The sequence below is a fragment of the Stenotrophomonas sp. TWI1409 genome, from assembly GCF_039673015.1.
In the GTDB taxonomy this organism is placed as follows: Bacteria; Pseudomonadota; Gammaproteobacteria; order Xanthomonadales; family Xanthomonadaceae; genus Stenotrophomonas; species Stenotrophomonas maltophilia_A.
This window is the reverse complement of record NZ_JBDJKU010000041.1, coordinates 19,847-42,734: the sequence shown is the minus strand read 5'-3', so window position 1 is coordinate 42,734 and position 22,888 is coordinate 19,847. Positions and strand designations below refer to the sequence as shown.

Below are 22,888 nucleotides of genomic sequence, written 5' to 3'. Positions count from 1 at the left end.
GGGGCGTGAGCCGCATGGATGCGGCGACCGAGCTTACATGGACGTACTTGCAGCGGCCCCTGCGCAGTCCACCTGCCCGGCCACGGACAGGTTCCGTGCGCATCCATCCACGGAAGAGAAAAGAACATCAAAAGCAAAGGCAGCCTGGCAGGCCGCCTTTTGTAGAGCCGAGCCCACGCTCGGCTGCTTTGCGGTCAGTCCGCGATGCCGAGCATGGGCTCGGCTCTACACGAGCAAGCGCAGCGCGCGACCGGCTTTTGTTCTTCTTTTTCTTCTCCGTGGGTGGCAGGCCACCGAAATCTGTCAGAGGCCGGTCGGGTTGGGTTCGCGGGGGTGTCAGCCGCATGGATGCGGCTGCCAAGCCTCCAGGGATGGATTCACGGCGTCCCCCGTGCACCCAACCCGACCGGCCCACCACGGCTTTTGCTTTCCACGACCAACCAGACACCACCCACGAGGGGCCGCGCCGTTGGCTGGAAACTACCCGCGATGCCGGATCAACAACTGACTCATCAGCGCCCGCAGCGCCGGCGGCTTCACCGGCTTGGCCATCATTCCCCAGCCACGCTCGGCAGCCATCTCACGCAATCCCGCATCGCGCTCGGCAGTGACCAGCACCACCGGCGGGCGGGCCTGCCACAGCTCTGCCAATGTCTCGTACAGCACCGGGCCGTGGTGGTCACCCATGCGCACATCCAGCAGCACCAGCTCCGGCACGGTTGCCGTCGTGGCCAACTGCAGCGCTGCCTGCGGGCCATCGGCCAGCAGCACCTCGCAGCCCCACCGCTCCAGCAGCGCGCGGCTGGCCGCGCACACGTGCGGATCGTCATCGATTACCCACACACGGCGCCCTCGCAGCGGGTTGTCCGCCGCCGGTTCCTGCGCCAGCACCGGCGCGGGCGCGGTGGCGGGAATCGCGCTGGCGTCGCCGAACGGCACGCCCACAGCGAACACGCTGCCCTGGCCCAGCTGCGAGCGCAGTCGGATCGGGTGTCCGAGCAGGCGGCCGATGCGGTCGACGATGGCCAGGCCAAGCCCGGCACCGCGCTGCTGGCCGTCGTGCAGGCGGCGGAATTCCTCGAAGATCTCGCCCTGCAACGCATCGGGGATGCCGGGGCCCTGGTCGTGCACTTCGATCCACAGCAGGCCCTCGCGGCGGCGGCAGCCGAGCAGCACGCGGCCACGTTCGCTGTAGCGCAGTGCGTTGGACAGGAAATTCTGCAGGATGCGGCGCAGCAGCGCTTCATCGCTGACCACCACCGCATCGGTATCGACCCAGTCCACCACCAGGCCACGTGACTGCGCGGCGATGCCGAATTCGCGCGCCAGTGTCTGCAGCAGCGGCCCGAGCCGGAACGCCTGCACACGGGTCGGCAGGCTGCCCGATTCCAACCGCGCGATATCCAGCAGGCTGTTGAGGATCGCATCCTGCGCGGCCAATGCAGCGTCGATGTGATCGCTGGTCTGCTGCTGCGCCGGGTCGCTCAGCTTGCCGCGCAGCACCGAGACGAACATGCGTGCTGCGTTGAGCGGTTGCAGCAAGTCGTGCACGGCCGAGGCGACGAAGCGGGTCTTGTAGCGGTTGGCCTGTTCGGCCTCGCGGCGTGCTTCGTCCAGGTCGTGGGTACGTTCGGCGATGCGGTGTTCCAGTGCATCGGCCAGCGAGCGCAGTTCGCGTGCAGCATTCTTGTAGCTGGTGATGTCGGCGTAGCTGGTGACGAAACCGCCGTCGGGCAGCGGGTTGCCGCGGATTTCCAGCACCGTACCGTCGTCCTTCTCACTTTCGCGCATGTGCGGACGGCCGCTGCGCAGGTGGTTGAGGCGACGCTCGATGGCCTCGTCGACCGGGCCGGGACCGAGCAGGCCACGGCGTGCGTTGAAGCGGAACAGTTCCTCGATGGGCCGCCCCACGCGCACCAGGTCCAGCGGGAAACGGAACAGTTCCAGGTAGCGCGAATTCCATGCGACCAGACGCAGGTCCCGGTCGATCACCACCACGCCCTGCGGCAGGTGTTCAAGGCTGCGGCTTAGGCCGCTGTCGGCATCGGTGGCGGCCTGCAGCAGGCCATCCTGTGCGGTGCGCAGTTCCTGTGCATGCTGCTTGAGCAGGGTTTCCAGCTCGCGGCGGCTGCGCAGGCGATGCTTGGCCAGGCGCCGGCGCTGCTGCACGAACAGCACCAGGAAGCCCAGCGCCAGCCACGCAGCACCTCCGGTAAGCGCGGCCGCACGGCCGGCGGCTGTGGCGGCACTGGCGTCGTGCAGCAGGTGCAGGTTCCAGTCTTCGGCCGGCAGCGCAAGGCTCTGCCACAGCATCGGCTGCGGCAATGCCGGATCCAGCAGGCGCACCATGCGGCCGCCATCGGCCAGTACATCCTCGGTACGTGCGCGCAGTGGCTGCAGGGTGCGATCGGCGTACTGGCGGGCGTCCAGCATCTCGCGGCGCTCATCGGCGCCCAGTGGGCGCAGCAGGCGGTAGCGCCAGCTGTCACGGTTGGCCAGGAACACCACGTCGTGGTCGTCGCTGGCCAGCACCACGTCAGGGCTGCTCAGCCACTCCTGCTCCAGTGCCGACAGCTCGACCTTGATCACCACCACGCCGAGCCGCCTGCCGTCTTCCTCGATGGCCTGCGACAGGTAGTAGCCGGGCACGCCGGTGGTCATGCCGATGCCGTAGAAGCGGCCGCGGCCCTGGGCCAGCGCCTGGCGGTAATAGGGACGATAGCTGTAGTTCTCACCGACGTTGGTGGTCGGCTGGTCCCAGTTGCTCGCCGCCACCGCCACGCCATCGTGACCGACCAGGGTCAGGGTCGAGGCACGGGTGACTTCATTGGCGCGTTGCAGCTTGAGGTTCAGCCGCTGCCGTTCGGTGGGCGAGGGCGGTACGCGCAGCGCGTGCAGCAGATCCGGATCCAGTGCCAGTACCTGCGGCAAGGTGCCGAAGCGGTCGATGCGCTGCTGCAGGCCCTGGCCATACAACTGCAGCTGGCGTTGTACCTGGCTGCTTTCCTCACCGAGGGCGCGCCGCCAGGCGTAGTGGCCGGCGGCGACCGCACACAGCACGGTGCCGCCGACCATCACCGCGATGGTCAGCAACAGCATCCGGTGGCGGCTGAGCCAGTACATGGCGGCAGTCTACGCAGGGCCGGCGGGCGTGGCGTACACGCCCGCCGGGATCTGACGTGGAAGGGGTCAGAAGTGCATCTGCGCGCGCAGTTCGAAGATCTCCGGCGTGCTGTGCACGCCGCGACGGCTGGCGTCGACCTTGACGTAGTTGGCCTGGAACTTGAAGTGGCTGGTCAGGTACCAGTTCGCACCCAGAGTGAGGTCGTGCTGGCGGCCGCCGAGGATGCTGCCATCGTCGAGGTCCATGCGGCTGTAACGGGCCACCAGTTCCACCGCGCCGTAGTCGTGCGCCGGCTTGATGTTGGCCACCGCACCGGCGTTGTACGGGCGCGATTCGCCGGTCAATACCCAGCTGGCCATCGCGTACTGGCCGCTGCCGGTGTAGTCGGGCTTGCCGTCATGGCGGGTGACCGTGGCGCGCAGGGCTTCGGCCTGCACCGAGAACGGGCCGCGGATCCAGATGCCTTCCAGGCCGGTGCGGCGGATCTGGTCGGCGGTGACCAGCGCGCCGGAATCGACATAGCGGATGTCGGTCAGGCCGGCTTCCGGACGTGCGCGCAGGCGCGCGCTGGCCTCGTGGTGCACGTCGCGGCCATCGCTGTAACCGCGCGGATTTTCCTGCGAGTAGGCCAGGCCCAGGTGGATCACGTCACCCGGCGCCTTCACCGGGGTCCACACCGCACGCACGGCCTGGGTGGTGCCCGGGTTGTCACCCTGCAGGTCCTTGCCGCCATAGGCGCCGGCCTGCAGCAGGTACTGCGGGCGCTCAAGCACCCATTCCACACCCGTGCGGCGGCCAGCGTAGAAGGCCTGCACCGGCAGTGCGGTTTCCAGGAAGCTGCCGGCGCGCGAGGACGTGTTCGCGTCCAGGCCGACCGGGGTCTTCATGTAGCCGAAGCGGAAGCGGCCGATGTCGCGGCCGAAGAAGGCCTTGCTTTCGAAGCGCACGAACACGTCCAGCCAGGTATCGGACTGGAAGTCGTAATAGACCATCGCGTCGTAGACGCCCTTCTTCTTCAGCGTCGCACCGAACTCCTTGCGGCGCACGGCGTCGTCGTCCTCAAGGCCGCTGCCCGAGGAGAAATCGTTGTAGTCGTAGGCGATGTTGGCGGTAGCGGCCAGCTCGGTGCCGTCGCCGAAGGCGTACTTGGTCGGCCAGTTGTCGAAATCGGCAGCCGAAGCGAAGGCGGGAAGCGCGGCCAGCGACAGGGCCAGCAAGGTGGGAATCGGGCGCATGTTGGGTGCGGCTCTCTCAGATTGCGTGTGGACAGGACAACAACGGCCGCAAGGGCCGGAACTTTCGCAATGACGCGCCCGGCCGTTCAGCTCGGGCCACCGGCCTCCCCGTGATCGGGCGGTGCGGCGCCAGTGTAGGCATCGCGGCCGCCTGAACCGGGGGGCTAGTACCAATAGGTTATCTGCGCCAGCGTGCCCGGCGCGTACAAAGGCGTCCATTGGTCGCACCCCCTGCGCGTGCTGCACAGGGCCTGCGGTCAGTTTCCACGGTAACGGTTCCCGTGCAGTCCCGGGGCCGTACGTGCCTGAAAACGCCCCTTCCGGAGTCCGCCATGCACATCCCGACCGCAGCACCGGTGCCTGCAAAGCCGTTGCCGATCTATCGCCAGCTGTACTTCCAGGTGATCGTGGCGATCGTCCTGGGCGCCATCCTCGGCCACTACGAACCGTTGATCGGCGAGAAGATGAAGCCGCTCGGCGATGCCTTCATCAACCTGGTGAAGATGATCATCGCACCGGTGATCTTCCTGACCATCGTCACCGGCATCGCCGGCATGACCCACCTGCGCACGGTGGGCCGCGTATTCGCCAAGGCGATGGCGTACTTCCTGTTCTTCTCCACGCTGGCGCTGATCGTCGGCATGATCGTGGCGCACGTGGTGCAGCCAGGCGCCGGCATGAACATCAATCCGGCCGAGCTGGACCAGACCGCGGTGCACAGCTACGTCGAGAAGTCGCATGACCTGACCCTGGTCGGCTTCCTGATGGACATCATCCCGAAGACGCTGCTCAGCGCGTTCGTCGATGGCAACATCCTGCAGGTGCTGTTCGTGGCCGTGCTGTTCGGCATCGCGCTGGCATCGGTGGGCGAGAAGGGCAAGCCGATCGTGAACTTCCTGGAGGCGCTGGTCGCCCCGGTGTTCAAGCTGGTCCACATCCTGATGAAGGCCGCGCCGATCGGTGCCTTCGGCGCAATCGCCTTCACCATCGGCAAGTACGGTGTTGGCTCGCTGATCAACCTGGCCTGGCTGGTGGGTTCGTTCTACCTCACCGCCTTCCTGTTCGTGGCGGTCATCCTGGGCCTGGTCTGCCGCCTGTGCGGCTTCTCGGTGTTCAAGCTGGCGCGCTACCTGAAGGCCGAACTGCTGCTGGTGCTGGGCACCTCCTCGTCGGAGTCGGCGCTGCCGTCGCTGATGGAGAAGATGGAACGCGCCGGCTGCAGCAAGTCGGTGGTGGGCCTGGTGGTCCCGACCGGCTACTCGTTCAACCTGGACGGCACCAACATCTACATGACCCTGGCCGCGCTGTTCATCGCCCAGGCCACCAACACCGAACTGACCCTGGGCCATCAGATTGCCCTGCTGCTGGTCGCCATGCTCAGCTCCAAGGGCGCGGCCGGCGTCACCGGCGCCGGCTTCATCACCCTGGCCGCCACCCTGGCCGTGGTGCCGGAGGTGCCGGTGGCCGGCATGGCGCTGATCCTGGGCGTGGACCGCTTCATGAGCGAATGCCGCTCGCTGACCAACTTCATCGGCAATGCCGTGGCCACCGTGGTGGTCTCGCGCTGGGAGGGGGCGCTGGACCGCAACCGCCTGAAGCTGGCGCTGGATGGCCGCGAAAGCGAACTGCCGCCGCTGATCGATGCCGTGCCCGAGGCGCTGCCGGCCAGGGGCTGATCCAGGTGTGTGGTACCGCGGGGCCGATCACGACAGTGGTACGGCCCCGCGGCGTTTCAAGGCGTCCCATGGCTGTCATGGGACGCACCGAAGCTGGTGTCGCGGTACCGTCGCATACGGCACGGAATTGTGCGGTCGCAGCATGCCTGCGACAGGATAGCGACAGGTCCAGACGCTCCAACGGGGGTATCATCCCCTGTCCCTTCTGCCCATTCATGTAACCCACATCGATGTCCAACGAAGATTTCAAACAGGCCGCCCTCGATTACCACCGGATGTCCCCGCCGGGAAAGATCAAGGTTTCCGCTACCAAGCCCATGCTGACCCAGCGCGACCTGTCGCTGGCGTATTCGCCGGGCGTGGCGTACGCCTGTGAAGCGATCAAGGCCGACCCGCAGCAGGCCAGCGAGCTGACCGCCCGCGGCAACCTGGTGGCGGTGATCTCCAATGGCACCGCGGTGCTGGGCCTGGGCAACATCGGCGCGCTGGCCGGCAAGCCGGTGATGGAAGGCAAGGGTGTGCTGTTCCAGAAGTTCGCCGGCATCGATGTGTTCGACATCGAAGTGGATGAAACCGACCCGGACAAGCTGGTCGACATCATCGCCTCGCTGGAGCCGACCTTCGGCGGCATCAACCTGGAAGACATCAAGGCGCCGGAATGCTTCGTGGTCGAGCGCAAGCTGCGCGAGCGCATGAAGATCCCGGTGTTCCATGACGACCAGCACGGCACGGCGATCATCGTCGGCGCAGCGGTGCTCAACGCCATGGCGATCACCGGCAAGAAGATCGAGGAAGTGAAGCTGGCGACCACGGGCATGGGCGCGGCCGGCATTTCCTGCGTGAACATGCTGGTGCAGCTGGGCCTGAAGCCGGAGAACATCCTGGCCTTCGACCGCGAGGGCGTGATCCACACCGGTCGTACCGACCTGGACCCGGAAAAGCAGCGCTATGCGCGCGACACCGACAAGCGCACCCTGGCCGAGATCGTCGACGGCGCGGACATCTTCCTGGGCCTGTCGGCGCCGGGCATCCTGACTGCCGACATGGTCAAGACCATGGCGCCGGATCCGGTGATCTTCGCGCTGGCCAACCCGACCCCGGAAATCATGCCGGAACTGGCGCGCGCCGCCCGTCCGGACGCGATCATCGGCACCGGCCGTTCGGATTACCCGAACCAGGTCAACAACGTGCTGTGCTTCCCGTACCTGTTCCGTGGTGCGCTGGACGTGGGCGCGACCGCGATCAACGAGGAAATGAAGATCGCCTGCGTGCGCGCCATCGCGGCGCTGGCGCGTCGTGCGGCCACCGACATGGGTTCGGCCTATGGTGGCGAGACCCCGAGCTTCGGTCGTGAATACCTGATCCCGCGCCCGTTCGACCGCCGCCTGCTGGTGGAGCTGTCGGCCGCCGTGGCCCAGGCCGCGATGGACTCGGGCGTGGCCTCGCGCCCGATCGACGACATGGGCGCCTACCGCGACAAGCTGGCCCAGTTCGTCTACCGCACCAGCCTGATGATGAAGCCGGTCTACGACCGCGCGCGCAGCGACAAGCAGCGCGTTGTGTATGCCGAGGGCGAAGAGGAAGTGGTGCTGCAGGCGGTGCAGAACGTGGTCGATGACGGCCTGGCGCACCCGATCCTGATCGGCCGCCCGGAAGTGATCGAGTCGCGCATCGAGCGCCTCGGCCTGCGCCTGAAGATCGGCGAGAACGTTGAAGTCACCAACATCAACGACGACCCGCGCTTCAACGAGTACTGGCAGTACTACCACGGCCTGACCGGCCGTCGTGGCGTGACCGTGGCCGCGGCGAAGAACCTGATGCGTTCGCGCCCGACCCTGATCGCGGCGGTGATGGTGGCCCGTGGCGAAGCCGATGCGATGCTGACCGGCATCGTCGGCCGCTTCCACAAGAAGCTGGGTTACGTGCGCAGCGTGCTGCCGCTGGAGCCGAAGGTCACCTCGACCTCGGCGATGACCGGCGTGATCAACCAGCAGGGCGTGTTCTTCTTCGTCGATACCCACGTGCAGGAAGACCCGACCGCCGAGCAGCTGTGCGAAGCGACCCTGCAGGCGGCCTACCGCATGAAGCTGTTCGGCATCGAGCCGAAGGTGGCGCTGCTGTCGCACTCCAACTTCGGCAGCCACGATTCGAAGGACGCGCTGAAGATGCGCCAGGTGCGCGAGCTGCTGCTCAAGCGCAACCCGCGTCTGAACGTGGACGGCGAAATGCAGGGTGACACCGCATGGGACGAAGCGCTGCGCCAGAAGCTGCTGCCGGGCTCGACCCTGCAGGGCCGTGCCAACCTGTTCGTGCTGCCGAACCTGGAAGCGGCCAACATCGCCTACAACCTGGTGCGTGTGTTCACCGACGGCGTGGCGATCGGCCCGATCCTGATGGGCGTGAACAAGCCGGTGCACATCCTGACCACCAGCGCGACCTCGCGCAGGATCCTGAACATGACCGCCATTGCAGCGGTGGATGCGCAGATCCGCAAGCAGCTGGAAGCGGAAAAGAAGGCGTAAGCCTTCTTTCCAGCGTCAGCTGCAGAAGCGCGCCCCCCGGGGCGCGTTTCTGTTTCCGCAAAGCGGAAACGGGTAGTGCCGGCCGCTGGCCAGCAACCGCAATCATGTCCACCACCACCGCAGCCGGCCAGCGGCCGGCTCTACCGCCCGCCGGCCTGTGCCACACGCGCTACGCCGCCCGGTCATGTCCCTGCAACGCCGTTGCGGCCCAATACGCCCACGCGGCCCGGCCGTGGGAAGGGACCGGACCGGCCTTCCCACCCTGGGCCCGACCAACTTTTCATGGGCGAGGGTGTCATGCGCAATCGAGTGACGCGTCGTTATTTCCGGCAGCTGTTCGCGCTGTACGCCGGCTTCGTGCAGTCGCGCTGAGGCAGCGATGTGGTAGCGCCGGGCCATGCCCGGCGAGCGCGCAGCGCGGCGCTCTGCATTCCGCCGGGCATGGCCCGGCGCTACCCGTCAGCGCTTGCCGCGGCGTGCTGGCGCCGGCGGCGCATCCGAACGCGGCTTGGCGTACTGCGCCCAAAGTGCCGGCAACGCCTTGCCGGTCTGCTTCTGCCACAGCGCAGGCGTGTAGCGACCATCGCGCAGGGCCTTGTCCAGCGCCAGTACCAGGCCCGGATGCTCGGTCTCGGCCCAGTTCAGGAAGGCGCCGGTGACCCGGTAGCCGCTGTCGACGTTCTGCCCCTTCTCGACCTTGACCGGCAATGCCCAGCCGGCGGCGGCGTTATCCATGCCATAGCGGTCGCGGGCGTAGTCGGCGATGCCTTCCACCAGCCAGCCCGGTACCCGTGCATCGCCGTAGCCGGGATACCCCTGCACGATGTGCATCGCCTCATGGGTAACCAGGTCGATGTCGTTCGGGTGTTGCGCCAGCCAACCCGGATTGATGGTGATCGTCGCCGCCTGTTCCTTGTCGCCAACGAAGGCGATGCCGGTGTAGGCCGGATCGATCACGATGCGCACCATCGACGGCGCCGCCGGATGGAAGTCCGCGCGTTCGCGCAGATAGGCGAAGAAGAACGTATCGATCACCCGCTTGCGCTGCGGCGCGGCCAGGGCGCCACGGGCGTCCTGGTAGTTCAGCGTCACGCCATCGCGGGTCAGCTGCGTATCGAACGCCTGGGTCTGGCCGAAGCTGGAGAAGGACAGGGCAACAAGGGCCAGAGGCAGCAGACGGTAGCGCATTGGACTCATTGTACGGTGCTGGCTGCCAACAGTTCGATCTCCGCCAACGGCAGCCGACCCGGTGCCAGCAGGCGCAGCCGATACTCGCTGTAGCGGCCAGGTTTGGCGATGCGGAACGGACGGGTCTGGCGGGCGGACGCGAAGTCCTCACCACTACGCTGGTCGAGCACGGTCCAGCCGCCATTGCCGTTGCGTGCCTCCAGTGCCCATTCGCCGCCACGGATGCTGCCGTCGCCACTGGTCAACGTGTACATCGTCGGGGTGCCGTCGGTCAGGCCGCTCAGCGCGATGGTTGCGCCACCGCCCAGGCCCACCGTGGTGGTGGCATCGTCATCGACCAGTGCGGGCAGGGCGCGGCCATCGGCCAGCGTTGCTTTCGTACCGCTGCCGAGCAGGTCGTGCAGCAGCTGCGGGCGCTGGCCACGCGCGGTCAACGAGCGCGGCACATCGTCCACGCCACTGCCCCAGCGCGACGGCTGCGGGCCCATCACGAAGTCCAGGGTCGCGCCCTTGGCGATCAGGTCGTGCGGCACCCAGGTCTTCGTCCACGGCGTACCGTTGATCTTCAGCGACTGCACGTAGACGTTCTCACGCGAGTTGTTGGCCGCGTTCACGGTCAGCACCGCGCCACCCTGCAGCTCCACCCGTGCATGCTCGAATGCCGGCGAGCCGATCACGTACTCCGGGGCGCCCATGCGCAGCGGGTACAGGCCCAGCGAGGCCAGTACGTACCATGCCGAGGTTTCACCGTTGTCCTCATCGCCCGGGTAGCCCTGGCCGATCTCGCTGCCGACGTACAACCGCGACAGGATCTCGCGCACGTGCTGCTGGGTCTTCCACGGCTGCCCGGCGTACAGGTACATCCACGGGATGTGGTGCGCCGGCTGGTTGCTGTGCGCATACATGCCCATGCGCACGTCGCGCGCTTCGGTCATCTCGTGGATGGTGCCGCCGTACGAGCCGGCCAGTGCCGGGTCCGCGGTTTCAGGTGTGGCGAAGAAGGTATCCAGCTTCGCCGCCAGCTTTTCGCGGCCGCCATACAACGCGGCCAGGCCTTCGCCATCGTGGGCGGCGGTGAAGGCGAAGGTCCAGCCATTGGATTCGGTGTAGTCGTGGCCCCACACGCGCGGATCGTAGGCCTTTGCGTCCACGCGCCAGCGACCATCGGTCTTGCGGCCCTGGAAGAAGCCTGCCGCCGGATCGAACATCGTCGCGTAACTGGCGGCGCGATGGCGGAAGTAGTCGGCCTCGGTGCTGTAGCGCTCGCGTGCGGCGGGCGCGGTCGCGCGCTTGGCCAGGGCATCGGCCATGTTGGCGATGCCAAAGTCATTGAGTGCGCCTTCCATCGTCCACGACATGCCTTCGTGCACGTCGGCACTGGCATAGCCGCGGAAGGTCGAACGGTTCATGCCCTTGCGGCCGACATGGCGGTCCGGCGGCACCACGGTCGCGTTCTTCAGCGCGGCGGCATAGGCCTCGGCCGGATCGAAACCGCCGACGCCCTTCAGCCATGCATCGGCGAAGGCCACATCGGAGCTGGTGCCGACCATCAGATCGGCGTAGCCCGGCGACGACCAGCGTGCGATCCAGCCGCCGGCGCGGTACTGCTCGATGAAGCCCTGCACCAGCTGCCCGGCATCGTCGGGCGTGAACAGCGCATAGGCCGGCCAGGTGGTGCGGAAGGTGTCCCAGAAGCCGTTGTTGACGAATACCTTGCCGTCGCGCACGGCGGCATAGCTGCGGGTCGCGCTGCCCTCGGTGTTGTCATCGCTGGCACTGGCCTGGTTGGCGTAGCGCCACTCCGGTTCGGCGGCGCTGCCCACGTTCTCATGGCCGGAATTGGGGTACAGGAACAGCCGGTACAGGCTGGAATACAGCGTGGTCTTCTGGTCGTCGCTGGCATCGCCGATGTCGAAACGGGCCAGGCGCGCATCCCATGCATCCTGCGCACGGCCGGCCACGCTTTCCAGCGTATCGGCTGCGGAGATTTCCAGGGCCAGGTTGTGCCGTGCCTGCTCCACCGAGATCAGCGAGGTGGCGATGCGCATGGTCACCCGCCGGTCGCTGCCGGCATCGAGTTTGATGTAACCGGTCGGTCGGCCGGTGTTGAGGCGCCCACTGCTGCGCCACGGCCTGTCGAAGCTGGCCACCACGTACATGCGACTGGCGCCGTTGGACAGGCCGCTGCGCGTATCGGTGTAGCCGGACAGTGTCTGCGTGGCAGCGTCCAGGGTCAGGCCACCGCGTGCATCGACATTGTCGAACAGCAGGTTGGCGTCGCCGCCCTCGGGGAACTCGAAGCGGAACAGCGCGGAATGATCGGTCGGCGCGATGGCGGCCGCGATGCCGTTGTCGAAGCGCACGTCGTAGCGATACGGGCGCGCGCTTTCATGGCTGCGCTCGAATGACAGCGCGCGCTTGCGACGGTCGGCCTCCGGCACGCCACGGCTGGCCGAGGGCATCACCTGGAAGGTCTGGCGGTCGCCCATCCACGGGCTGGGCTGATGGCTCAGCGCAAGCGCCTGCAGCTGCGGACGGTTCTGTGCGTCGTTCTGTTCGTTCCAGCGGTACAGCCAGTTCAGTGCGCCAGCATCGGTCACCGGGGTCCAGAAGTTGAATCCGTGCGGTACCGCGGTGGCCGGGAAATTGTTGCCGCGCGAGAAGGTGCCGCTGGCCTGGGTGCCACGGGTGGTCAGCACCCAGTCGGAGACGCGCGCTGGCTGCTGACGTGGCACTGTGTCCAGGCGCACGTCATCGATCCAGCCCGAGACAGGTGCACCGTCGGCACTGGCCACGTCCAGTTCGATCGCCACCACGCGGCGGCCCTTCAGCGCGGGCACGTCGCCCAGCCGCACCGCCTTGCGCGCCCACTGCTGCGGATACAGCGTCTTCGAATCGCCCTGCGCGCGCGCACCGATGGCCACGCCATGCTGGTCGCGTGCAGCGCTGGCCGAAACGCGGCTGTCATCGTCCAGCAGCAGGTCCAGTGACACATAGGTCGAGGCCACGGTGTCCTTGCCGACGATCTCCGGCAGCACCAGCCACGACAGGGTGGTATCGGCCTCGATGGTCATGTCCGCCTTGAACAGCTCGCGTCGCGCGCTGCCGCCTTCGCTGCTGTAGCGCAGTGCATGCAGGCCGCTGTAGCCCGCATTGCGCTTGGCGGCGTAAGGCGCAGCAGGGCCGTTGCCGATCGTGACCTGCAGTGCGCCTGCGGCCGGTGCCGGCGTCGGCTGGCCCGGTTCGAACGAGGTCTGCAGTCCCTGTGCCAGCACCGGCATCGCGGTAGTCGCACAGGCCAGGGCCAGGGCGAGCGGAAGCAGGGCGCGGCGTGGATCGGACAGGGTCATGCAGGGGTCTCCCGGAAGGGCAGGCGGCGGGCAGAACCCGCATCGGCGGACACCACGGACAGCATCGCTCCGCCCGCCGGGATGGCAGTGGAAGAAGCGATGCCGGTCCGGTGGGGGCGGGCCATGCGATCGGGTCGGATTGGAGTGGGCCGGTTTACGACCTGGCCCGATCCTGCAACAGCCGTGGCAACCTGACAAGTGCCATTTAGTTCGATCCAAATGCGGGAAATATCGTTTTCGGCGGATTTTCGGCGTGAACCTGCAGGATCGATCGGGAATTTCCGCCGGCACCCCGTCCCGAGGTGGCATGCAAGGCCGCAGGGAATCGGCCCGGTACGCGCAAAGACCCGTTGCGGCGCAATGTCGGGGCGGCCCAGATGCTAGAATCACAGGCCTCGCAACCCGTTCATCGACATCCGCCATGAGCCATACCGCCACTGCGCCCGCCAACGCCGAGAAGCGCTACACCGTGCACCGCAGCGATCTGCCGCTGAGCTGCCCGACCCCGGAAATGGCGCTGTGGAACTCGCATCCGCGCGTGTACCTGCCGATCGAAGACGAGCCCAACGGCGAAGCGCAGTGCCCGTACTGCGGTTCCGTGTTCGTGCTGGCCGACTAAGCGGCCGCCCCTTCGATGCGCCGATTGACCGTGGTGCAGTTGCTGCCGGCGCTGCACTCCGGCGGTGTCGAGCGCTCGACCCTGGAAATTGCTGCGGCCCTGGTCGCTGCCGGCCATCGTGCGCTGGTGGTCTCCGCCGGTGGCCGCCTGGTGCAGCCGCTGCTCGATAGCGGTGCCGAGCACCTCACCCTTGATATCGGCCGCAAATCGCTGCTGACCCTGCGCCACCTGCCGACCCTGCGCCGCCTGTTCGCTGAAGTTGGCGCCGACATCGTGCATGCCCGTTCGCGGCTGCCGGCCTGGCTGGGCCTGTACGCGATCCGCGCGATGCCTGCCGCACAGCGCCCGCATTGGGTGACCACCGTGCACGGGTTGAACTCGCCCAGCCGCTACAGCGCGGTGATGACCAGCGGTGAACGCGTGATCTGCGTGTCCAATACCGTGCGCGACTATGTGCAGCGGCACTACCCCACGGTTCCCGGAGCGAGGCTGCAGGTGATTCCGCGCGGCGTCGATGTCGCACAGTTTCCCCGCGTGGCCCGCGCCGACCGTCGGCCACGACTGGCGCTCGCAGCCGATTACCCGTGGCTGGCGCAGGTTGAGGGCCCGCTGCTGCTGCTGCCGGGGCGGGGCACCCGGCTGAAGGGGCATGCTCATGCGCTGCAGTTGCTGGCGGATGTGCGCGCGGCCGGTGTGCCGGCACAGCTGTGGATGCTGGGCACCGATGAACCCGGCCGTGAAGCCTACGTGGCCGACCTGCGCCGGCAGGCGGCTGCTTTGGGCGTGACCGACGCCGTGCAGATCAGCACGCCGACCGCGCGCATCGCCCAGGCCTATGCGGCCAGCGATCTGGTGCTGCAGCTGTCGGACAAGCCCGAAGCGTTCGGCCGCACCGTGGTCGAAGCGTTGTCGGTCGGTCGCCCGGTACTGGGCTGGGACCATGGCGGCGTCGGCGAACTGCTGCAGCAGCTGCAGCCGGCCGGCGCCGTGCCGCTGGGCGATGCACGGGCGCTGGGTGAACGTGCGCTGGCCCTGCTGGCGCAGCCGCCGTCCTTGCCGACCCGCATCCCGTTTACCCTGCAGGCCATGCAGCGCGACACCCTCCGCCTCTATGCCGACCTCGCCGGCTGACCCCGCAACCCTCGTGCGCGAGGACCGCGCCGGGCGCTGGGCGCCCTGGTGGGTGCTGGCGTACGTGGCGCTGTGGCCGTTGCCGGGCATCGCTGAAACCGTGCTGGGTCTTGGTGCGCTCTATGCCGCGGTGCGCATGATCATGCGCCGCCTGCAGCGCCGCCCGCACCTGCTGACACCCGCCGCGTGGGCGCTGACCTCGATCCTGTTCCTCGGTTACTGGCTGCCGCAGGCGTTCTCCGCCTTCGATGCGATCGATCCGGCGGCGTCGTGGACCAAGGCGGCCGCCGGCCTGCGCTACCTGCCCTTCATGTGGCTGGTGGCGATCGCCGTGGCCACGCCGCAGCGGCGCCGCCTGATCTTCGGTGGCCTGGCGCTGATCACCGCGCTGTGGACGTTGGATGCGCTGGTGCAGTCGGTGGCGGGCACCAGCCCGTGGTTCTGGTCGCTGCAGCAACTGAAGCTCGCCGTCAGCGGCCATGCGCTGTGCCCGGCCGAGGAAGCCGCGCTGGCCGACCGCCTCAGTGGCGCGCTCGGGCCGTGCAACCTGAAATTCGGCCAGGTGCTGGCCAGCCTCTCGCCGTTCCTGCTGCTCCCCGCCGCACGCCGCTTCGGCACGCCGGGCTGGCTGCTCGCCGGTGCGGCGCTGGCCATCGTGCTGCTGCTGGCCGGTTCGCGCGCGTCCTGGATCACCTTCGCGGTGATCGTGGCCTACAGCGGCGTGCGCCAGCTCGGTTGGAAGCGCCTGGGCCTGCTGGCGGTGGTCGGCCTGCTGGCCGCGGCGGCACTGACCGCCAGCGTGCCGCAGCTGCGCGAGCGTGTGGCGCGCACCGCGATGGCCTGGGACGGCGGCACCGAGGGCGTCGACCAGGCGCTGTCCGGACGTGGGCGCATCTGGAGTGCGGCCGGTTGCATGATTGCCGGGCACCCGATCAACGGCGTGGGCGCACGCGGCTTCCGCGATGCGTACCCGCAGTGCGTCGGTGACGATGGGCCCGCGGTGTGGGGCGCCGAACCGGCGCTGCACGCACACCAGATCGTGCTGGAAATCCTTGCCGAAACCGGCGTGCTGGGCCTGCTGTTGTGGCTGGCCGCCGTCGCCCAGGCGTGGCGCGCCTGGCGTTTCGCACCGCCCGCGGCCCGTGACCGCGCGCGCCCTGCGATGCTGGCGCTGGCCGCCACCGTGTTCCCGCTCAACACCCACCTTGCGTTCTATTCCGCATTCTGGGGGGGGCTGACCGTGCTGCTGGCCGCGTTGTTCGCCGGCAGCCTGTTGGCCCGCGAAACGGACGACACGCCGACGGTGGTGTGATCGTCCATCCACGCATGGCGTGGCTCTACTCCACGTACCGAACAAACGTCCCCATGGTGGATCCACGCCATGGCGTGCATGGGGCGGTCACCGAACGAACGTCGCCGTAGTAGATCCACGCCATGCGTGGATGGGGCTTTACCGACGCAAACACGCGCCAACCTCCACTAGCCGTGCCTCCGTTTGTATCGCACGCTTAGGCCATGGCCAGCCCAAGACTCCGCTACGGTCGTTACTCCTGCACCGGTAACGTCTATTCACTGACTACGGTAACCCTCGATCGTGAACCCTTCTTTGCCGATGCTTCCAACGTAGCGATTCTGGTTGAAGCACTGCGCTTAGTAGAGCGCAAGGGCGTGAGCCACAGCTTCACCTGGGTGGTGATGCCCGACCACCTGCACTGGTTGATGGAATTGCGCGGGGGAACCCTGGCCGAGTGCATGGCCCTGCTCAAATCACGCAGCAGCCGGCTGCTGAATCGGCGATTGGAGCGGCGAGGGTCGCTGTGGCAGCACGGTTACCACGATCACGCCGTACGCAGCGATGAATCCCTTCACGAGAAGGCGATGTACATCCTGGCCAATCCGGTCCGTGCGGGCTTGGCGTGCGTGATGGGGGAGTACCCGTACGCCTGGTGCCGCTGGCCGTTGTGAATCCCGGCACGGAATCGAAGAGCATCCACGCATGGCGTGGATCTACTTCAGAATGCCCCACGTCATTGAATCCACGCCATACGCGGATGAAGCCGCACAAGGCAGTAGATCCACGCCATGCGTGGATGAAGCCATCCCTCCCACCGCTACTTGTAGAAATCGCTCCGGCCGCCGGGCTGGCGCTTGAACCGCCGATGGATCCACAGGTACTGGTCCGGGGCTTCGCGCACCATTTCTTCGATGGCCTGGTTGACCCGCGTGGTATCGGCTTCCACATCCTCGCTGGGGAAATTCTCCAGCGGTGCGCCGATCTTCAGGAAGTACTTCCCGCCCTCGCGGCGGTGGAAGTACGGAATCACCGCGCAGCCGGTCATCCGCGCCAGCTGGTGGGTGGCGGTAATGGTGGATGCGGTATGGCCGAAGAACGGCACGAACACGGTGTCCTTGCCACGCATGTCCTGATCCGGCGCATACCAGAGGAAGCCGCCCTTCTTCAGGTGGCGCACGGTCGCGCGGATGTCCTCGTTGGCGAACATCGCCTTGGCATAACGCAGGCGGCCAAGCTTCACCGCCCATTCGTACACCGGGTTCTTGTGCTTGCGGTACATGCCTGAAAGATCGACGTAGTCGCACAGCAGGCGGCCGCACATCTCCAGGGTCATGAAGTGGCCGGAGACCAGCAGCACGCCGCGGCCTTCGGCCTGCATCTGCCGCAGATGCTCGAGGCCTTCGATCTTCACCTGCGGGCGGATGCGGTCGATGCTGCCCCACCAGGCGCGGATGCACTCGAGCACGCCCACGCCCAGCGCGTCGAAGCTGTCGCGCACCAGGCGCTGGCGCCAGGCTTCGTCCTTCTCCGGGAAGCACAGCTGCAGGTTGACCTCGGCGGCGCGGCGGCGGCTGCCGAGCAGGCGCCAGCTGATCCAGCCGACGCCCCGGCCGAGCGCACGCTGCAGCATCCACGGCAGGCGGGCGATGGCGAAGGCGCCGAGCATGGCGGCGAACATCGGCCAGTTGCGGGGATCGCGCAGCGACGGGCGGACGGCGGTGGTGGCATCTGACATGGCGCCATTCTACCAACCCGGCTGCGTGTCTTTCCCGGGGGGCTCCCGTATCCTTGCCGCATGCGTAAAGACCCTGTCGAATGGATCCTGCGCGGCCTGTACTCGGCCGTGCTCTACATCCTGCTGCCGATCACCGTGTACCACCTGGTCTGGCGCGGTTTCCGGGTCCGTGAATACTTCCGGCGCTGGGACGAGCGTTATGCCTCGTATCCGCAGCCGACCGGCCAGCCGCGGGTCTGGCTGCACGCGGTCTCGGTGGGCGAGGTCAATGCCGCCGCGCCGCTGGTGAATGCCCTGCGCCAGCAGCGTCCGGACATCCGCTGGGTCATCACCACCATCACCCCGACCGGTTCGGAGCGCGTGCGCGCGCTGTGGGGAGACGCGCTGGATCACGTCTATCTGCCGTACGACGTACCGGGCAGTGTCAACCGCTTCCTCGGCCATTTCCAGCCCAGCCTGGCACTGATCCTGGAAACCGAGCTGTGGCCGAACATGCTGTTCGGCTGCCGCGACCGTCGCATCCCGGTCTACATCCTCAACGCCCGCCTGTCCGCGCGTTCGCTGCGCGGTTACCGGGTGCTGGCGGCGCTGATCCGCCGTGCGCTGCGCACGGTCACCTGCGTGGCCGCGCAGTCGCAGGACGACGCCGAGCGCTTCGTGCAGCTGGGTGCTGCGCGTGAACAGGTGCAGGCGCTGGGCAACCTCAAGTTCGATATCGCCACGCCGGATGTGCAGGGCTTCGTCGAGCAGTTCCACGCCTGCGTGCCCGCCGGGCGCCCGGTGTGGATCGCGGCCAGTACCCACGATGGTGAGGAGCAGGCGGTGATCGACCTGCATCGGCGCCTGCGCCAGCAGCACCCCGACCTGTTGTTGCTGTGGGCGCCGCGGCACCCCGAGCGCTTCCCGAAGGTGGAGGCGCTGGCGCGCGAGCAGGGCTGGAACGTGACGACCCGTCGCGCGAAGCAATGGCCGGAGGCCGGCACGGATGTATTCGTCATCGACACCCTGGGCGAGCTGATGCCGTTCTATGCCTGCGCGCAGGTCGCCTTCGTCGGCGGCAGCCTGCAGCCGATCGGTGGCCACAATCTGCTGGAACCGGCGGCGATGGGCACTGCCGCTGTGACCGGCCCGCACCTGCACAACTTCGCAGAGATCTCACGGCGCATGCGTGAGGCCGGTGCCTTGCTGATCGGCGAGGACGTGCAGGCGGTAGGTGACCTGCTGCAGCACCTGCTGGGCGACGCTGCGGCGCGCGAGGACATGGCCCGTGCTGGATGCACGCTGGTCAGCAATGGCCGCGGTGCCCTGCAGCGCACGTTGGCGCTGGTCGCGCCACATCTGCCGCCGCCGCGCAGCTGAGCCGGGCAGCAACACCGCCAGGGCGGACACTACGTGGACCGACTGACGTGATCGACTGCATCAATTCTGCTTAGCAACCGGATTCCTGTCGCAGCAGGACCGGATGCGTGGCTGCGAACGTGTTTGTGGTCACATCGCGATGCGCACGGTACGGATTCTGATACCGCCCTTTGGCGCAGGCTGCCAGCCTGCTGTCGACCGCGCATGGGCGGAATCAAGAGGGCTTGCGATGGACAGCGACAACCGCCGTGGCCGGCACGCGCTGCTGGGAATGGATCACTTCGCGTTGGTGGCGTTGACCTTGTTGCTGGGGGGCAGCGTGATCGCCCTGGTCGGCCAGTACACCGCCGCCCAGGCCGGCCCGGCCATCGTACTGAGTCTGCTGCTGGCCGCACTGGGCACAGCGCCGATGCTGTATTGCCTGCACGTGCTGAACCAGCAGCAGCCGGAAGCCGATGGCCTGCACGGCCCGCTGCGGGCCGCTTGGGGCACGGCAGTCGCGCGCCTGCTGGGTGCTGTGCTGCTGCTGGAGCTGGTGGTGACCAGCGCCGGCGTGGCGCAGTCCATGGCGGGCCACGCGCGTGCGGTGTTTGCCAGTCGCGGTATTGAAACCGGTAGCGCATTGCCGGATCCGGTGATGGCCGTCACCAGCCTGCTGGTGCTGGGTGCGTTCGTGTTGCTGCCTCCGCGTCGCATCGCGCTGATGGTCTGCGTGCTGTTGACGGCGAAGATCGGTGTAGGGCTGTTGCTGCTGGCGCTGGCGGTCCGCCATGTGCACTACGCGAACTGGATTCCGTGGCTGCCGGACGCCACCGCGCCCTATCGGTTCGGACCTGGCGGTGTGCTGGCGGCAAGCGTGCCCTTGCTGGCGGTGTTTGCCAGTGTGGGTCTGGCATTGGGGTTTCCTGGGCGTGGCCCGCAGGTGCGTGCGCAGTCACCAGGGCTGCTGGCGGCCGCGCTGCTGCTGGCAATGCTGCTGCTGATCGTGCTGGCGGCGTTGCAGGCCGGCCTGGTCGAGTTCCCGGCATTGGCCAGTACGCGGCCGTTGTCGGTGGCATTGCAGGGCCATCCGCAGTTGCAGTGGCTGCTGCCGTTGCTGCCGCTGGCGGGCATGGCCGGGTTGGCAGCACTGCTGCTGGTGCTGTTGTCGTTGGCCACACATCTGGCAGCGCAGCTCTGGCCTGTGGCCGCGGATGAAGCGCCCGGGTTCCGGACGCGGCTGATACCGGTCACCGTGGTGCTGGCGGCGCTGCTGGCGTTGGGAACACCCGTCGATGCATTGCCGGTGCTGCCGGGCCCGGCCACCCTGCTGGTGATGGCGGCTTTGTGCCTGGCAGCACTGCGTGTGCGCGCGCCTATGCCGGGGGCTGCGATGGTGCTTGCGCCCCTGGCCGCGGCGCTGTGCGTGCTGGCCGCAGTGGAGCGGGCAGGCGCGTGGCCGGGCTGACGGCCGGCGGATCTGCGCCATGCCTGGGTGGGGCCGTACGCGCTGCCCACAAAAAAGCCACCCTCCCGGGTGGCTTCTTCGTTGCCGGCAGGGCGACGACTCAGTGCGTGGTCGTCGACGGGTTGCCCGCGTCCTGGGTCAGCAGGCGGTTCACGTCCTGCAGCTCGGCCACGTCCAGCGCACCCAGCGACTGGCTCAGCAGCAAGCGGTTCTGCAGGAAGGTGTAGCGGGCCTGTGCATAATCCAGCTGCGCCGAGAACAGGATGCGCTGGTTCTGGATCACGTCCAGCACGGTACGGGTACCGACTTCCAGGCCGACCTGCGACGCGTCGTACGCGCTCTGCGCCGAGACCACCGCCAGGCGGCGGGCTTCCACTTCGCTGATGCCCTGCACCAGGGTCTGGTAGGCATTGCGGGTGTTGCGGTCCAGGGCACGCTTCTGCTGCTCGTAGCCGTCCTGGGCGATGTCGCGCTGGGCCAGTGCCTGGCGCACGCCGGACTGGGTGGCACCACCGGCGAAGATCGGCACGCTCAGGGTCAGCCCGATGCTGTTGGTGCGTGCATCCGGCGACAACGAGCCGGCACCGGTGCTGTCGCCCCAGGTGGCGGTCTTGCCCCAGCTGCCGCCCAGCGACAGGGTCGGGTAATGGCCGCCACGAGCGGCCTGCACGCCAGCCTCGGCGGCGCTGACCTTCAGTTCCTGGGCCTTCAGCGCCGGATTCTGGTTGGTGGCCTGGTGCACCAGCTCATCGATGTTGCCACGGTTGGCCGGCACTTCCGGGCGGAAGTCCGCCGGCAGGCCGCGCAGGTTGACCACCGGCTGGCCGGTCAGTTCGGTCAGGGCCTGGTAGTTATCGGCCAGGGTGTTCTGCGCAACGATGGTGTTGGCACGTGCCTGGTCGTACTGGGCGCGTGCTTCGTGCACGTCGGTGATCGGCGCCAGGCCCACTTCCAGGCGCTTGTCGGCGAAGTCGAACTGCTTCTTCGCGGCCGCTTCATTGGTCTGTGCGGCGTTCAGCGATTCGATCGCCACCAGCACGTTGAAGTAGGCCGCCGAGGTGCGCACGATCAGGCTGTCGTTGGCCGAATCGAGGGTGAAGTCCGCCGCCTTGCTCAGCTCGCGCTGCGAACGCAGGTTGTTGATCTGGGTCCAGTTGAACAGCGTCTGGCTCCCTTCGATCGTGTAGTTGCGGCGCTTGCTGGTCACGGTGCCGGAGTTGGCGTCATGGTCCGCCTCGCTGCGCGAGCGGTTCAGCGTGGCCTGGCCGTTGATCTGCGGCAGCAGGGCAGCGCGGGCCTGCACGGCGCCTTCCTTGTCGTACAGCCGGGTGGATTCGGCGGCGGACAGCTGCGGATCGCCATTGCGCGCCATTTCGTAGACCTGCAGCAGGTCGGCGGCATGGGCGGACAACGGCAGCAGGGCAGTGGCCAGCGCAACAGCGAGGGATCGGCGGATCATTGCGGCTTCCTTGGACTCAGAGGTGGAACTGGGGGGCCGGGGCGGCACCACGCAGGTAATCAATATCGGTCTCGAACAGGGACTCGGTGCTGCCGTCGGCCTTGACCAGCAGGGCCTCCATCGCCGGCGAACGGCCATGGATCACGAACAGGCGACCACCCGGACGCAGCCACGAGGCGAACTGTGACGGCACCACGTCGACCGCACCAGTGACACAGATCACGTCAAAGCGGCGTTCGGTCTGCCAGGACAGGGCGTCAGCCACTTCCACGCGGACGTTGGTGCCCAGGCCGGAAGCGTCCAGGCGGGCACGCGCGGCGGCGGCCAGTTCCGGGTCGATCTCCAGGCTCAGCACGTCGCGCGCCAGCGCGCCGATGCAGGCTGCCAGGAAGCCGCTGCCGGTGCCGATTTCCAGCACTTCGTCACCCGGCTGCAGATCCAGTGCCTGCAGGGTACGGCCCTCGATGACCGGCTTCATCATCTTCTGGCCATGGCCGATCGGGAGTTCAACATCGGCGTAGGCCAGCGCCCGGTGCGCGTCGGCGACGAAGGCCTCGCGCGGCAGGCGGGCCAGGACGTCGAGCACCTTGATGTCCAGCACGTCCCAGGGACGGATCTGCTGTTCCACCATCAGTTCGCGGGCGTGGGCGTAATCAATCGTCATGAGGTTCAAATCCAGCGCAGTGGGCCGGCCATTTTACCGGTGCCGGAGGCCGGCGGCGCGCCCAGAGCATCAGCTGCCGGGTGGC

The 22,888-nt window shown here is 67.6% G+C and carries 15 protein-coding genes; 8 read left to right on the top strand and 7 right to left on the bottom strand.

The window, feature by feature from the left end:
- Window positions 1-480: 480 nt before the first annotated feature.
- Together ABE423_RS14040 and ABE423_RS14035 are read right to left on the bottom strand one after the other, a co-directional pair.
- Window positions 481-3,123 carry a PAS-domain containing protein gene (locus ABE423_RS14040; RefSeq protein WP_346486474.1) on the bottom strand — a complete coding sequence of 881 codons (2,643 nt, stop codon included), beginning with the start codon at window positions 3,121-3,123 and terminating at the stop codon, window positions 481-483.
- A 66-nt stretch (window positions 3,124-3,189) separates the two neighbouring features.
- Window positions 3,190-4,359, bottom strand: coding sequence for a porin (locus ABE423_RS14035; protein WP_071228137.1), 1,170 nt, complete (start codon window positions 4,357-4,359; stop codon window positions 3,190-3,192).
- Between the two features lie 332 nt (window positions 4,360-4,691).
- Here ABE423_RS14035 and ABE423_RS14030 point away from each other — a divergent pair, with 332 nt between their 5' ends.
- Entirely contained in the window at window positions 4,692-6,035 is a 1,344-nt protein-coding gene (locus tag ABE423_RS14030; RefSeq protein WP_049398388.1) for a dicarboxylate/amino acid:cation symporter, read from the top strand.
- 230 nt (window positions 6,036-6,265) lie between these two features.
- The gene (locus tag ABE423_RS14025; protein ID WP_032129106.1) at window positions 6,266-8,557 is read left to right on the top strand and encodes an NADP-dependent malic enzyme; all 2,292 of its coding nucleotides are present in this window, start codon (window positions 6,266-6,268) and stop codon (window positions 8,555-8,557) included.
- Between the two features lie 459 nt (window positions 8,558-9,016).
- Here ABE423_RS14025 and ABE423_RS14020 read toward each other — a convergent pair whose 3' ends face one another.
- Together ABE423_RS14020 and ABE423_RS14015 are read right to left on the bottom strand one after the other, a co-directional pair.
- Entirely contained in the window at window positions 9,017-9,754 is a 738-nt protein-coding gene (locus ABE423_RS14020; protein WP_346486471.1) for a basic secretory protein-like protein, read from the bottom strand.
- On the bottom strand, window positions 9,751-13,095 hold the full coding sequence (locus ABE423_RS14015) for a GH92 family glycosyl hydrolase (RefSeq protein WP_346486469.1): 3,345 nt from the start codon (window positions 13,093-13,095) through the stop codon (window positions 9,751-9,753). The genes ABE423_RS14020 and ABE423_RS14015 overlap by 4 nt, the downstream gene beginning before the upstream one ends.
- A gap of 421 nt (window positions 13,096-13,516) precedes the next feature.
- Between ABE423_RS14015 and ABE423_RS14010 the strand changes: the two genes are divergently transcribed.
- From ABE423_RS14010 to ABE423_RS13995, 4 genes are all read left to right on the top strand, one after another.
- Window positions 13,517-13,714, top strand: coding sequence for a zinc-finger domain-containing protein (locus ABE423_RS14010; protein WP_005410967.1), 198 nt, complete (start codon window positions 13,517-13,519; stop codon window positions 13,712-13,714).
- Window positions 13,715-13,729: 15 nt separating this feature from the next.
- The gene (locus ABE423_RS14005) at window positions 13,730-14,845 is read left to right on the top strand and encodes a glycosyltransferase (RefSeq protein WP_180838230.1); all 1,116 of its coding nucleotides are present in this window, start codon (window positions 13,730-13,732) and stop codon (window positions 14,843-14,845) included.
- The gene (locus tag ABE423_RS14000; RefSeq protein ID WP_180838229.1) at window positions 14,826-16,157 is read left to right on the top strand and encodes an O-antigen ligase family protein; all 1,332 of its coding nucleotides are present in this window, start codon (window positions 14,826-14,828) and stop codon (window positions 16,155-16,157) included. Before ABE423_RS14005 ends, ABE423_RS14000 begins: the two co-directional genes overlap by 20 nt.
- 203 nt (window positions 16,158-16,360) lie before the next feature.
- Window positions 16,361-16,810 carry a transposase gene (locus tag ABE423_RS13995; protein ID WP_346486466.1) on the top strand — a complete coding sequence of 150 codons (450 nt, stop codon included), beginning with the start codon at window positions 16,361-16,363 and terminating at the stop codon, window positions 16,808-16,810.
- 146 nt (window positions 16,811-16,956) lie between these two features.
- Here the strand turns inward: ABE423_RS13995 and ABE423_RS13990 are convergent, their stop codons facing one another.
- On the bottom strand, window positions 16,957-17,874 hold the full coding sequence (locus tag ABE423_RS13990) for an LpxL/LpxP family Kdo(2)-lipid IV(A) lauroyl/palmitoleoyl acyltransferase (protein ID WP_346486464.1): 918 nt from the start codon (window positions 17,872-17,874) through the stop codon (window positions 16,957-16,959).
- 60 nt (window positions 17,875-17,934) lie between these two features.
- Here ABE423_RS13990 and waaA point away from each other — a divergent pair, with 60 nt between their 5' ends.
- The gene (waaA, locus tag ABE423_RS13985; RefSeq protein WP_049398381.1) at window positions 17,935-19,233 is read left to right on the top strand and encodes a lipid IV(A) 3-deoxy-D-manno-octulosonic acid transferase; all 1,299 of its coding nucleotides are present in this window, start codon (window positions 17,935-17,937) and stop codon (window positions 19,231-19,233) included.
- A gap of 229 nt (window positions 19,234-19,462) precedes the next feature.
- On the top strand, window positions 19,463-20,680 hold the full coding sequence (locus ABE423_RS13980; protein ID WP_346486462.1) for an amino acid transporter: 1,218 nt from the start codon (window positions 19,463-19,465) through the stop codon (window positions 20,678-20,680).
- A 100-nt stretch (window positions 20,681-20,780) separates the two neighbouring features.
- Here the strand turns inward: ABE423_RS13980 and ABE423_RS13975 are convergent, their stop codons facing one another.
- Together ABE423_RS13975 and ABE423_RS13970 are read right to left on the bottom strand one after the other, a co-directional pair.
- Window positions 20,781-22,139 (bottom strand): TolC family outer membrane protein, encoded by a 1,359-nt coding sequence (locus ABE423_RS13975; RefSeq protein WP_032129097.1) that lies wholly within the window; start codon window positions 22,137-22,139, stop codon window positions 20,781-20,783.
- Window positions 22,140-22,155: 16 nt separating this feature from the next.
- Window positions 22,156-22,803: a protein-L-isoaspartate O-methyltransferase gene (locus ABE423_RS13970; RefSeq protein ID WP_049398378.1), complete on the bottom strand. Its 648-nt coding sequence runs from the start codon at window positions 22,801-22,803 to the stop codon at window positions 22,156-22,158.
- Window positions 22,804-22,888: the final 85 nt, after the last annotated feature.